The 12,748-nt window shown below is 35.6% G+C and carries 12 protein-coding genes; 5 read left to right on the forward strand and 7 right to left on the reverse strand.

Features of this window, described 5'->3' with window-relative positions; translation table 11 throughout:
- Positions 1-41 precede the first annotated feature (41 nt).
- Genes WBY99_RS01510 through WBY99_RS01525 form a run of 4 tightly spaced genes read left to right on the forward strand, consistent with a single transcriptional unit; the run spans position 42 to position 2,502 of the window.
- Positions 42-452, forward strand: a complete 411-nt coding sequence (locus WBY99_RS01510) for a RapZ C-terminal domain-containing protein (RefSeq protein ID WP_423974578.1) — start codon at positions 42-44, stop codon at positions 450-452.
- Positions 453-512: 60 nt separating this feature from the next.
- Entirely contained in the window at positions 513-1,226 is a 714-nt protein-coding gene (locus WBY99_RS01515) for a nucleotidyltransferase family protein (protein WP_423974579.1), read from the forward strand.
- 34 nt (positions 1,227-1,260) lie between these two features.
- Positions 1,261-1,989 (forward strand): TIGR00730 family Rossman fold protein, encoded by a 729-nt coding sequence (locus WBY99_RS01520; RefSeq protein ID WP_423974612.1) that lies wholly within the window; start codon positions 1,261-1,263, stop codon positions 1,987-1,989.
- A 42-nt stretch (positions 1,990-2,031) separates the two neighbouring features.
- The gene (locus WBY99_RS01525) at positions 2,032-2,502 is read left to right on the forward strand and encodes a DUF6702 family protein (RefSeq protein WP_423974580.1); all 471 of its coding nucleotides are present in this window, start codon (positions 2,032-2,034) and stop codon (positions 2,500-2,502) included.
- Positions 2,503-2,604: 102 nt separating this feature from the next.
- Here WBY99_RS01525 and WBY99_RS01530 read toward each other — a convergent pair whose 3' ends face one another.
- The 7 genes from WBY99_RS01530 to WBY99_RS01560 all read right to left on the reverse strand — a co-directional run bounded on the left by WBY99_RS01530 (position 2,605) and on the right by WBY99_RS01560 (position 11,339).
- The gene (locus WBY99_RS01530; RefSeq protein WP_423974581.1) at positions 2,605-2,934 is read right to left on the reverse strand and encodes a metal-sulfur cluster assembly factor; all 330 of its coding nucleotides are present in this window, start codon (positions 2,932-2,934) and stop codon (positions 2,605-2,607) included.
- Entirely contained in the window at positions 2,931-4,196 is a 1,266-nt protein-coding gene (locus WBY99_RS01535; protein ID WP_423974582.1) for a hypothetical protein, read from the reverse strand. Before WBY99_RS01535 ends, WBY99_RS01530 begins: the two co-directional genes overlap by 4 nt.
- Complete coding sequence (locus WBY99_RS01540; protein ID WP_423974583.1) at positions 4,197-5,027, reverse strand: DUF2249 domain-containing protein; 831 nt, start codon at positions 5,025-5,027, stop codon at positions 4,197-4,199.
- 153 nt (positions 5,028-5,180) lie between these two features.
- A complete protein-coding gene (locus WBY99_RS01545; RefSeq protein ID WP_423974584.1) occupies positions 5,181-6,338 on the reverse strand; it encodes a DUF2249 domain-containing protein in 1,158 nt (385 codons plus the stop codon).
- 67 nt (positions 6,339-6,405) lie between these two features.
- The gene (locus WBY99_RS01550) at positions 6,406-6,840 is read right to left on the reverse strand and encodes an RrF2 family transcriptional regulator (RefSeq protein WP_423974585.1); all 435 of its coding nucleotides are present in this window, start codon (positions 6,838-6,840) and stop codon (positions 6,406-6,408) included.
- A gap of 209 nt (positions 6,841-7,049) precedes the next feature.
- On the reverse strand, positions 7,050-8,444 hold the full coding sequence (locus tag WBY99_RS01555; RefSeq protein WP_423974586.1) for a DUF5689 domain-containing protein: 1,395 nt from the start codon (positions 8,442-8,444) through the stop codon (positions 7,050-7,052).
- A gap of 30 nt (positions 8,445-8,474) precedes the next feature.
- The gene (locus WBY99_RS01560; RefSeq protein ID WP_423974587.1) at positions 8,475-11,339 is read right to left on the reverse strand and encodes a carboxypeptidase regulatory-like domain-containing protein; all 2,865 of its coding nucleotides are present in this window, start codon (positions 11,337-11,339) and stop codon (positions 8,475-8,477) included.
- 202 nt (positions 11,340-11,541) lie between these two features.
- On the opposite strand from WBY99_RS01560, the gene WBY99_RS01565 reads away from it, so the two are divergent.
- Positions 11,542-12,735 carry an endonuclease gene (locus WBY99_RS01565; protein WP_423974588.1) on the forward strand — a complete coding sequence of 398 codons (1,194 nt, stop codon included), beginning with the start codon at positions 11,542-11,544 and terminating at the stop codon, positions 12,733-12,735.
- The last annotated feature ends 13 nt before the right edge of the window (positions 12,736-12,748 follow it).

Genomic DNA, 12,748 nt, shown 5'->3' on the forward strand with positions numbered 1-12,748 from the left:
TAATGACTCTTAATACCTTAATGATTAAAAAAATATAATAAATGACTTTAAAAATAGAAATCCACAGTTTTTCCTATAAAAAAGGCGGAATCCCGAAAGATAATTCTGGTAACGGCGGCGGCTTCGCATTCGATTGCCGCGGAATTTTGAATCCCGGACGAGTGGAAGAATACAAACAACAAACCGGTTGCGACATTGGCGTCCAAAATTATTTAGAAACAAAAACCGAAATGCCAAAATTTTTAGAATTGGCAAAAAGCCTTGTATCCATCAATATCGACAATTATTTGGGGAGAGATTTTGAACATCTTCAAATTAATTTCGGATGTACTGGTGGGCAACATCGTTCGGTTTATTCGGCGGAAAAAATCGCAGAATTTATCCGCGAAAAATATCCACAAACCGAAGTGACCATTCATCACGACGAACAACCGCAACTTAATCATGGGTAATGAGTAATTGGTAATTCTAAAATATTACTCATTGCTTATTACTAATTATTTATAAAAAAAATGAAGGCACTTATTTTCGCAGCTGGAAAAGGAACTCGGCTAAAACCTTTTACCGATCAACATCCAAAAGCCTTGGCATTGGTAAACGGCGTTCCTTTATTGGAAAGAAATATTAAATATCTACAAAGTTTTGGGATTAATGATTTCGTGATCAATATTCATCATTTCGGCGAACAGATTTCGGAATTTTTAAAGAAAAATAATTATTTCAATTCAAATATTGAACTTTCAGATGAGAAAGATCAGCTTCTGGAAACAGGAGGCGGATTGGTTTTTGCGAGAAAGTTCCTAGATCATGGCGAAGATTTTCTCATTATGAATGCTGACATTTTAACGGATTTAGATTTAAATTTTTTTGTAGAATACCATCAAGAGCAAAAAGATTTTACTACTTTAGCAATCTCCGACAGAAAAAGTTCGAGGAAACTGCTCTTTAATCCAGAAATGATTTTGAAAGGATGGCTTAATGTGGAAACTGGTGAGCAGCGACTAGCAGAATTTAACAAAGGATTCAAACCTTTGGCTTTTAGCGGAATTCATTGTGTAAATCCAAAAATTTTCAACAAGATTAAAAGAAGCGGGAAATTTTCGATTATGGAAGAATATTTGGATTTGATGAGTAACGAAAGTATTCATGGATACGAACATTCTGCGACAATCATCGATGTGGGAAGACCAGAATCAATAATCGAAGCAGAAAAATTTTTTAAATAAAAAGATGAGCAAAATAAAAAGAGGAAAAGGAATAATGGAAAAGGATGCAGGCAATGAATTTGAAATTGATCAAAAAGTACAAAATTCCTTTAAAGAAAAAACCTGGGACGAAACCATTACCAAAGATAGTTGGATGGTTTTTAAAATCATGGCAGAATTTGTAGATGGTTACGAGCGTATGGCGAAAATTGGCCCGTGTGTTTCAATTTTTGGTTCAGCTCGAATGAAAACCACTGATGCTCATTATGAACTCGCCGTAGATATTGCTGAAAAAATTACAGAAATCGGATTTGGCGTTATTACTGGCGGCGGTCCAGGAATAATGGAAGCCGGAAACAAGGGCGCTAGAAAAGGGGGTGGAAAATCCATAGGACTTAATATTGAACTTCCTTTTGAACAACATTTTAATCCTTATATCGATAAAGGATTGAGCATCGATTTTGATTATTTCTTCATCCGAAAAGTTATTTTTGTAAAATATTCTCAAGGGTTTATCGTAATGCCAGGCGGCTTTGGAACGCTTGATGAATTAATGGAAGCAATTACTTTAATTCAAACCCATAAAATCGGTAGATTTCCAATTGTCTTGGTTGGCTCTAAATTTTGGTCAGGATTGCTTGAATGGTTTAAAACTACATTATTAGAAAGCGGAATGATTTCCGAAGAAGATCTGAGTTTGTATCGAGTGGTAGATACCGCAGAGGACGCAGTTGCCCATATAAAGGCATTTTACGATAAATATCAGGTTAACGTAAACTTCTAGTTGGCACTATATTTGAGATTATTCATATACAAATTACTTGAAATGAAAAAATATTTACATATTACTTGGATCTTTGCACTGATGCTCTTAATGAGTTTTGTTGCAGCAGATTTCTTTTCTTCAATGACGAAAGTCGATTACTTGGAAGCGACTAAAACTTTAAAATTTACCACAAAAATGAATACCGCACATATTTCTGACGCCATAAAAATCAATCCGAACACCGCTGGTTTCGAAGCAGAAGTTAAGAAATATGTGAATAATAATTTTGATTTATATGTGAACGGAAGTGTGAAAAACCTCACCTTTACAGGAAGTCAAGTTAATGGGGAATCAGTTTGGGTGTATTTTGAAGCTAATGGAATATCCGATATCAGTACCATCAGAATTAAAAACACCATTCTACTGAGCGCTTTCCCGAGACAGTTCAACTTGGTAAATATCGCTTATAAAGGCAATCAGAAAACCATGAATTTCCAAAGAGGTAAGGAAGTGAATGAAGTCAGTTTCTAACAAAAAGATCACTTAAAAACAAAATCCGTTTCAATCAATTTGAGACGGATTTTTATTTGAAATACGATTAAGTATTTCGGTAACAATTATAAAAACTAAGAATTATCTATTATTCAGTTGCTGCATTCCTTCAGAGGAAACCATATCGTAATTCCAGGCAGGCTCGAAGACAAGATCGATCTCTACGGAATGTCCGGGCAATTCCTTTTCCAAAGCATTTGTAACTCCGGCTTGTATCGCTTCACCCATCGGACAATGCGGAATTGTTAAAGTCATGGTTACTTTAATGATGTTTTCATCTTTTATTTCAACATCGTACACCAAACCTAAATCAACAATATTTACCATTAATTCAGGATCTATAACTTCGTAAAGAGCCATTTCGGCACGGCTTATTTTATCGTAACTTTTATCAGTTGAATCGAGTATCATGCTATTTTATTTCTTTTATGGAACATTAATTTGAAGACATTGATATTATATAAAACGGCAACCAAAACCCACAACATCGCACCGATTCTAATGATGAACACTTGTTGTAGAATGATTCCCAAAGCAAATACCAGAAAAGCTGCAATGAAAATTCTGAATTGCCAAATGGTTAATTTTTCGCTATACAAATCTTTTGGCAATGGCACTTTTACTTTCCCGGAAAGGTTTTTATAATGGTCATTCCAGATAATGAACGGTAGTGTTTTAAAGGTTTTCCCTAGAATAATACTGGTAATCCAACCCATGAATATTAGGGTTCCGTAGAGCATTGTCCAGCGGTAACCATTAGAAAAATAAACGGCCGGCAAAAGTAAGATTGAAAGCAACAAAGCTAAAAAGGAAAGAAAAGCGTGCTTCATCAGCAACTCTACTCTTTTTCGCAAACGGTTTTTAAAAGTATCAAATAAGTAAAGAAGCCAAAATACAACGCCGATTAAAATGATAACTGCGTAGAATAAAACCCGAAAACTCATTCCAATAAAATAACCATCTGTGAGGAAAAGGATCAAGCCTAAATTTTGAAAAACAAAAGCCCATTTCAACAAAAAATCCTTAGTCGATTTTCCCAGTAAGAACATGGGGACTAATTTCGTGCTGACTCCGGTAATCAATTGCAGAAACCAACCGGCAAATCCAGCGTGCGTGTGAAGTTTTAAAATCTCTAAATGACTTTGTTTAAAGAAAGGAAACTTTAAATTAATCGCCAGCAATAAACCAACGATTACCGTAAAAACCAACCAAAACGCAGAACTCGTTAAGAAAAGTTTTTGGATCGAATACTTCTTACAAATTCTACTCGTTTTTAAAACATTAAATAAATAAAGGCTTGCAGAAATCACAATTAAAGAACCTCCCGCAATCATCACCCAACCAACGGTTAAATTCCAGAAATTAGTGGTGAGCAGTATCATTCCTAGAGTCAAAGTGTACCAAACAAAAGTCGCCATTTTTTCGCTGTATAAATCCTGTTCGCAAATCACAGGCAATAACTGATGAGCTGCGCCGAAAATAATCATCGTACCCCAGCCTAAAGCTGCAACGTGAACCATGGTCAGCAAATGCGGCGTAAAATAATGCCTTGTAAAAGATTCGGGACTAAAAACCATCAATACACAAAGAGCCAAAAACATCAGTGCTCCCGTTGCATAAAACGGAAGAACAGCGCTATTTCCTGGGGCTTTCCCTATACTAATTTGTGCCATTTATTTCTTGAAAATAAGCATCTTTACATTGCCTTCTTCTCGGTTATTAATATGAACTTCGTAATTTTTATCAGCGAGTTCTTCTAACAGATAAACGGGAACTCTTTTGTGATTAATGTACAAAGCATTTTCTGTTGGGAGTTCTTTTAATTCAGAAAGAATCATTTCCATAGGGCCAGGCATTTCGAGTTTGCGAACATCGATTTCTTTGGTTTGTTCCCTGGTAAATTGGTTGCAAATCACAGCGAAGTTTTCGGCATCATCCATTTGTAATTTTTCATCAGCAGTAGCAGAAGAATTTGTGACTTCTTTTTCTTTTTTCAAAAAATAAGTATTAAACTGTTTATCACTAATGGTTTCTACAAAAGTAGCTTCTGCCTTTTCTTGTTTCAAAAGATGAATTAAAGGCGTTGGCACAAAATTATTAATGATACAAAGAATTTTACCCGGTTCAACCGTTTTGAAACGTCCCAAGATTTCCTTCAAAGGATCTGCACCATTATTGATAATTGGTCGCACATCATAAAAGTCGATATCAGCTTTATTTGCCTGTTGTAACCAATTTGGTTTCGGTTCTGGAGCCCTTTCCTCTTTAGCAGATGTTTCCTCAAAAGTAAATCCAAGTGGAAGAAGCACTCTTTTAAATTCTTCAACAGTCGTTCCTCCCATTTTCGCAGCTTCACCAATCGTAACTCTGGAAGCCATGATTTTTCTTAAAATTGGATTTTTGAGTTTCTCCAATGGTTTTGCCAAAGAAGCAATTGCATCTACACTTTTCGGATTGAATTTAATCAGTTCCGAAATTTTTGTTTTGGTTGTTATATTCTCCATAGTTTCACTTATTATTTAAAGGAAAAAACTGCAGATATTCCTCGACCTTTCAAATTTAAACATAATTAATCTGCAGTAATTTCTTTTATGATCCGTTTTTTAATCACAATGAAAATTGCTTTTATTTCAAATAACGGATAATCGTTTTTCTTTTTAATTCAATTTTGCCAATTCTGTATCTAAAAGAATTGCCTTTGGGAAAAGAATATTATTTTCCAGGTGAATATGGATTTGCAAATCACTTTCGAATTCCTTTATTTTTTGAAAAAGAAGTTGATAGGAACTGCATGCATCCGCTGGGAGCGTATAATCATTGGTTAATTTTCTAAAGAAGGACAAATCTAAATTCGCCATTTCATGGTCTTTTTTCAGAAGATTAATCGGTTCTTTTAGAGATCCAATTTCATACGTAATTTCAGTTTCGGGATTTCTGTGTTTCGCTACAATTTGCTTAATAATCGGGAACAATACTTCTTCTCTTACGGTATTGTCTAATAAATCCTGCAAAAAATGATACATTAAAGTCGAAAGTCGGTTTAATTCCGGATGATTGTCACCATGATGTTCTGCAATTTTTATCGCCAGATCATTCAAGTTCTCGGCATTAGCTTTAATATAGCTGTGATAAGTATTTACGATGTAGTCGGTCAGAAAATCAAGTTCCCATTTGTCGTAGTCATAAGTTGGTACTTTCGCTACCTTACCCGCATTCGGATCGTCTGCTAAATTATACTTTTCGGTGCTGCACTTAAATTGCACGCCTTTATCTTTCAACATTTCGGCTTTCTTAATATCTTTTATAGAGATAGTGCCTGCGACTTCTTCACCAGTGGAATTGGTAGGGTTTTTAGTGATTTGTACTTCAAATAATTCCGGACCTTTTAGCAGATATTCCCAAGTAAAAATATCTCCTCGCTCAGCGATTAATTCATAATAAAGGGGTTTCGGATCATGGTCGTTTTCGATAATAAAACTTTCGCCGGGTTGCAAAGCATCGAAATATTTAAAAATAGTTGGATGTTTAAACTTCGGTTCAATGGCCGTTACATTTAATCTTTCAATCTCTTTTTGTTCTTCTAAAGGATTTTTGCAAATTCTTACGATGAACCATTCCGGACCTTTTTCCAGATATTCCCAAGTGAAAATATTTCCCCGCTCGCCGATTAATTCATAGTAAAGCGGTTTCGGGTCGTGGTCATTTTCGATCACGAATTCTTCGCCTGGTTGCAAGGCATCAAAATATTTAAAAATAGTTGGATGTTTCATCCGTGGTTCTAATTTGGTCACGTCCAAAGTTTCTATTGTCGCCATTTTTAATAAAATTTTTAGTTAAATAAGTATTTGATAGTCTTCATTTTTAAGGAGTAAAACCCCTCAATTATTCTCGTCTTAACTGTAATTTTTCAACAGAATTTGCTATTCGAAATTGGCTTAATGTAGTTTTGCCATAGATTTCATACAATTGGTTTCTTGCTTCTTTATAGGTATTGTGAATGGGGCAAGGATTCGTTTCTGAACAAAACGCCAAACCGAGTCCGCAACCTTGAAACATTTTATCGCCATCGATTGCCGTAATGATATCTGCCAAAGAATGTATCGCTTCTTCATCGGAAATGTAGAATCCGCCGTATCTTCCTTTTGAGGATTGCAGAAACCCCTGTTTGCTTAATCCCTGAAGAATTTTGGCAATAAAGAGTTCGGGTGAATTTATTTGACGTGCAATTTCTTTGATGTTGATCATACTTCCATCGCGAGACTGCTGTGCGATATAGATCATCGCTCTTAAGGCATATTCACAGGTTTTTGATAACATACTTTTTGATTTCGATAAGACAAAGATATAAAATGTTTTTATATCGGACTAATTTATCTTAATTAGATGTGCATAAAATTAATGAGTTCTATCTCTTTTAATAAAGATGAAAAAGAAATGAAGTTAAAGTGCAAGTAGCCTTTAAATAAGAACAAAAAATCCGCCTCTTTGCAGAGACGGATTGGTATAAATGATAAGAAGCTTAATTCTTATTGAACAGCGATATTATCTAATTGGATGGTTGTAGTAACACCACCGGTAGCTCCAACATATTTAAATAGTATAAATCCATTTCCTGATAAGGTTGGCGGAATAATATAGCCATTACCTGCAGGTGCCAAAGTTCCGTAACCACTAGCTGGGATTATTGGAACTGTAAAGCTAGATGTAATATCTGTTAATGTAGCAGAAGTTACGTCTCCTAAAGGCTTATAATCCGTTGAAGTATATACTTTCAAAGCAGCACCATTATAATATCCAACATTCACGTTGAAAGTTATTTTTTTACCCGGGGTAAAGTTAACTGGTACAATGAAGAATGTTTCATATGGACCTGATCCCGCATTTGCACTAAGCTCGATATAGTTATTACTGCTGAAAGTTTTCATCTGCCAATATCTATTTCCTAATACAGGATCATTAATATATGGAGCAAAAGTATCTAATAGATTTCCAGTAAAACCTTCGAAAGTTTCATTCAAAGTGGTAGGATAAGTAATTGCGCTTCCTCCTTTTGGTGGAGTTGGATCAAATCTTGTTCCTGTAGGAGGAATGTTCACATCGTCAAGACCTCTGATTAACATCTGATAATTTGTATTATACTTGCTCACTACAAAAGTCAAAGTACCACTACCTTTTGGTAAAAGTGTTGCCCCATAAGTTGCAAAACCTGAGCTTCTAAGAACAGTAGACCCACCAACAGGATCTTCTATTTTTCTATCTGAATCCACGCCAGCTCCCGCAACATAGTCAATATATGGTTTGTTTACAGGGTAAAGGTCTGCAATATTAAATTGTACGTTAGGAACCGCCACCAAGGTATTGATGTATTTATCTTGCATTGCAGCAGAAAGACTTGGTAATGCAGTAGGTTTGATGGCTACAATATCCATCGTATTTCCATTACAAACTGCAGAAATATATCTTGAGAATAATGCTCCCGGAATTCTTCCGATTGCGAAGCTAGGATCTACGGAACCGATTTTTACGGAACCACGATCTAAACCTAAACGCAATCCTTTCGCATTAATTCTAATATGTGTCCCAACTGGAAAATCTGCATAATTACTTGCTCTGTCTACTTCCATTTGCAAACCTGCAGTTGGGTTTTCCGGCTTATCCTGGAAGGAGATTGTTTTGTAGAAATTACCGTTTTCGTCAGATGAAACGATATAGGCATCAAAAATTTGGTCGTCTGTAATTAAAAGATAACCTGTTGCTGGTGCTTTGGCTTTAAAATCAGCCATTGAGATATTAGCAGCATCAAATTTATTGTTACAATTAATTGGTGGGGTATCCCAATCATCATTATTTACACAAGAGCTTACTGCAAATGCTGAAATAGCAATTACAAAAGCGGTTTTAAAATATTGTTTAAAATTCATTTTATTATTTTTTATAATTCTGCTTAATAATTAAAATCTAACTTGAAGGTTTACGAAATAGGATCTACCTTGGGTGTACCAGTATTTCGGTCCGAATAATGGGAATTCTCTATTGTTTTCTTCTACATATCCTGGGAAGGTTACTCTTCTGGTTTGCTCGAAACCTCCAGTAATATATTTGGTATTATCTAGAATATTATTTACAGATGCAGTAAGCAACACATAATAAGCACCAAGTCTCCATGATTTACCTACATTGGCATTCAAGAAATAGGCAGAAGGAAGTTTGTGTGGCTGTAAAACATTTCTTAGTTCCGATTCATCAAGACCTGCATATGGAGTTCCGGTCAACGGATTCTGTACAAATCTTTCTGTTCTTAATAATGCAGACGGATCTAGGAAATTTTCATCCAAATAATTCCAGTTGGCACCAAACCACCAGTATTTCGGTGAGTTATATCTAAAGCCTAATGAATAACCTTGTTGTGGTGTCCCTCCTTGTTTTGAGTCTTTTAAATAAGCTTTTCCTAAATCAAGATAAGATTTTCCGTTCTCGAAAGTTCCTGTTGCATCAGATGTAAAATAAACATTCGGATCATTTCTATAGGTAAACTGACCATAACTTGCTAAACCTTGAATAGACCAAGTAGGTAAAATTTTAACATCAACACCTAATTCAGCACCCATATTTCTCTTCTCAACATTAGACATAATCTGCGTTACGAAAGCACTTTGTACATTTGCAACAGTTCCGTCTTGTCCAGCGGATTGCAGCTGAATTCCATCGGCAAAGAATCTTTGTACATTCGTCTCATTTTGCGTGTCCACCAAATAACCCGACAATCTCATTTTGAAGAATGGTGTATTCATCACGTAACTCAAATCATTTGCATTAATAATGCTATTTTTAATATTCGGAGTAACAGACGCGTTAACTCTTGGATTCATAAATAAATCTTCTAAGAACGGCGCTTGTGAGAAATAAGCTCCATTATAAACGAAGAAGTTTCTTCCGTTAACTTTGTAAACGACTTGTCCTTTTAGACCAAAATTCCAGAAATTATAGTCTGGGCTTTTTCCAAATGAATCTTGGTATAAATAATGATGGAAAAGTCCTTCTCTGAACGAAGTAGAATATCCAGCTAAACCAGAAACGAATACATCAAAGTTCCCTGTTTGGAATTTTAACCCAGGATTCACTTTTACCTCTTGTCTTGAGAAGTTATAATCATAATTAATCTTATCTCCTACTTTCTTTGTAACGTCGGCTTCACCTTCATTATAAAGACCACTTTTACCCGGTTGATTAGTTGCTGCAAACGGATCTTTGTTTAAAGCAAAATCAGCACCTAAAAGATCTTTTACCTCTCGGTATAATTCTGATTTATAATTTTCATACGAAACGTTCAACAAGAACTTAGTGGTATGGTCAAAATCATAAACATAATGAGTTCCAGCATTGAAGATTTTATCATCACTTACATCATTCACCTGAAAATATAAAGCACGCTTACCTGTTGCGCCATAATAACTACCAACTGGCTGAATCATATTTCTTCTGTATAATGCATCCCAATTTAATTGAGTGTACATAGGATCTCCATTTTGCCAACCTGCTAAAGTTTCTTGATAAGCCTGTTGCGCTGTTGTAGCCACGCCTCCATTCGGAACTTCAGCTGAAGCATTAGGATCTAAAGAATCATAATAACTTGGCAAGTATCGGTAATAAGTTGGTGATGGATTTTGAACTCCTTGCCAGTCTAGTCTCGCTCCTTTATCTTTACCAAATTGATAAGAGATTGCAGTTCGAAGATTTGATTTACTATTAATCTTCCAGAAATCCTGCATTTGGAAAATAGGCTGGAAACCAGATCTCACTCTCTCATTTCTCTTTTTGCCATCTTGCCAACCCCAATAGGAGTTATAATGCACCCCTCGGTAATCATACACTTCCTGCGTACTTGGGCTTGAAGTAGATCTTCTGTAAGGAGCCGCAAACGCATTAAAAGTCATGGTATGAGAATCACTGAATTTTTTTTCAATTCCTAAAAACCCTCCTAAAGCATCATAAGAAGTACCCTCTTGGATTCCTTCCTCTGCCCATCTTCTTGCCGCCATTGCAGTAAAAGCCCATCCGTTTTTACTCATTCCTGAACTGTAACGCAATGATGCTCTGTTTCTATAATTTCGGTTGGTTAAGGAATAGGTTGCCTGGAAACCTTTTCTATATTCACTCGCATTGGTGTTTTTGTAAATAACAGAACTTGCACCACCAAAAGCATACTCGGAAGGAGCGTGATTGGCAGCAATTTCAGGATATCGAGTGATCTCATTCAATCCACCCCAATTCCCGAAATCTACATTTCCGTTATCAGATTTTACCATAGAAACGCCATTCATCATGGTTTCTCCAGATCTACCATCAATACCTCTTGGTCGGAACCAATAAGCACCCAAATCAAAAGCAGCAATTCTACTGAACACATCTTGAGATGATTGTAACAAACCTACTGTCGTAGATTGACTGGTATTCTCTTCATCTCCACTACTTTCAATAATGGCTAAACCTTGATCTGCACCAGTTAAATTAGAATAAAGCGTAACAACGCCTAAATCTTTTCTTTTCTCATTACGAATATCAAACTCCATTACTTTGGTTTCGAAATTCGGTTTGGTAATGACAATTTGGTAATGACCTGCTTCTAGATCGACAAATTGGAAATACCCAATTTTATCAGCCTTCACATCATTACCAGAGCCTTTTAAATCAATCTCTGCATTTTCAACTGGCTTTCCATCTCCATCTTTTAAGTATGCATAAACCGTAGTTTGTGCAAAGTAAAACGATGCGGGGAGCAAGGTAAACAAAGAGATTAAAGATAATTTTTTAATCATGTTTATAATTTATTTTTGCTTTTTGAATCTAAAAATCAATTAACCAAATTAATTACGGCAAATTTATACATAAATATATTACTTTACATTTTTTTAACACATTTTCTATCTAATTTATGATAAAACTTAATAGTATAGAAAATAATATCAATCAAATATAATTTATTACTAACTTTGCATTAATACATAATTATTAATTATAATGAAAAAAATCGCATGTTTTGTATATCTAATCGCATTCTGTTTTTCTTTCGGACAGCAGAAAGGGCAATTAAGAAAAGTGGCTACTATCGGCTTTTTAAATGTCGAAAACCTTTGGGATACGATTCCCTCCGCAGACTATATTGATGGAACAAAAGACATAAGCAATCCTGCTTTCCACAGAAGCGTTCCTCTAGATTCATTAAAATACTTAGAAACAACCGAAGATTATCGTGGTGAATGGAGCGACGCTTTACTCAAAGGAAAAAAAGTAGTTCGCAAGCAAATTCTTGCCGATGACTTTACTCCAAATAGTCCAAAAAACTGGAACACCAAAAACTACAAAACGAAGTTGGCCAATGAAGCAAAGGTCATCTCGGAAATGGGTGCTCAATACACCAAATCTGCACCTGTAATTGTGGGTTTAATCGAAGTGGAGAACAGACAAGTAGTTGAAGATTTGATTAAACAACCCGCTCTTGCGAAATATGATTACGGAATTATTCACTACAATACCTATGATGCAAGAGGAATTGATGTCGCTCTTATTTATCAGAAAAGAAGATTTACACCTACGAACTCTTTGAAAAAAGAGGTCAAAATTTATTATGACGGAAAAAGATCTTACACCCGTGACATATTAGTCGTCACCGGCTTTCTAGATAATGAAAAAATTGCAGTCTTTATGAATCACTGGCCATCAAGAAGTGGTGGTGAAGCACGCTCATTACCTGCAAGAAACGCAGCAGCAAAAGTATTAAAACAACAAATGGACAGTATAAGACTGAAAGACCCTTCTGCCAAATTATTTGCAATGGGAGATTTTAATGATGATCCCGTAAGCACTAGTTTAAAAAATTATCTGAAAGCAGCATGGTATCCAAAAGATGTGAGCCCAGAAATGCCTTACTTAAATTTGATGTATCCATTATACAAAAAAGGAGTCGCTTCACTTGCGTACCAAGATGCACCAAATCTTTTTGACCAAATTATCGTTTCTGGAAATGTAATTTCTGACCAAGTAGGAAAGGAATACTCGCTATATAAAACAGAAGTATTTGCTCCACCTTACCTTATCAATAGAGAAGGAAACTGGAAAGGCTATCCTTTGCGCTCTTGGAATGGCGATAAATTTACGGGTGGTTATAGCGACCACTTCCCCGCATTTGTTGTCTTGCAGCGAGAAGCCCAATAAAAAATTCTAAACA

The organism is Kaistella sp. (assembly GCF_049588135.1).
Taxonomy (GTDB): domain Bacteria; phylum Bacteroidota; class Bacteroidia; order Flavobacteriales; family Weeksellaceae; genus Kaistella.

Coding starts and splice junctions, on each gene's coding strand:
- WBY99_RS01555 (WP_423974586.1), bottom strand. CDS start 8,444: ATGAATTTTAAACAATATTTTAAAACCGCTTTTGTAATTGCTATTTCA.
- WBY99_RS01520 (WP_423974612.1), top strand. CDS start 1,261: ATGGAAAAGGATGCAGGCAATGAATTTGAAATTGATCAAAAAGTACAA.
- WBY99_RS01540 (WP_423974583.1), bottom strand. CDS start 5,027: ATGGAGAATATAACAACCAAAACAAAAATTTCGGAACTGATTAAATTC.
- WBY99_RS01525 (WP_423974580.1), top strand. CDS start 2,032: ATGAAAAAATATTTACATATTACTTGGATCTTTGCACTGATGCTCTTA.
- WBY99_RS01515 (WP_423974579.1), top strand. CDS start 513: ATGAAGGCACTTATTTTCGCAGCTGGAAAAGGAACTCGGCTAAAACCT.
- WBY99_RS01535 (WP_423974582.1), bottom strand. CDS start 4,196: ATGGCACAAATTAGTATAGGGAAAGCCCCAGGAAATAGCGCTGTTCTT.
- WBY99_RS01510 (WP_423974578.1), top strand. CDS start 42: ATGACTTTAAAAATAGAAATCCACAGTTTTTCCTATAAAAAAGGCGGA.
- WBY99_RS01545 (WP_423974584.1), bottom strand. CDS start 6,338: ATGGCGACAATAGAAACTTTGGACGTGACCAAATTAGAACCACGGATG.
- WBY99_RS01565 (WP_423974588.1), top strand. CDS start 11,542: ATGAAAAAAATCGCATGTTTTGTATATCTAATCGCATTCTGTTTTTCT.
- WBY99_RS01530 (WP_423974581.1), bottom strand. CDS start 2,934: ATGATACTCGATTCAACTGATAAAAGTTACGATAAAATAAGCCGTGCC.
- WBY99_RS01560 (WP_423974587.1), bottom strand. CDS start 11,339: ATGATTAAAAAATTATCTTTAATCTCTTTGTTTACCTTGCTCCCCGCA.
- WBY99_RS01550 (WP_423974585.1), bottom strand. CDS start 6,840: ATGTTATCAAAAACCTGTGAATATGCCTTAAGAGCGATGATCTATATC.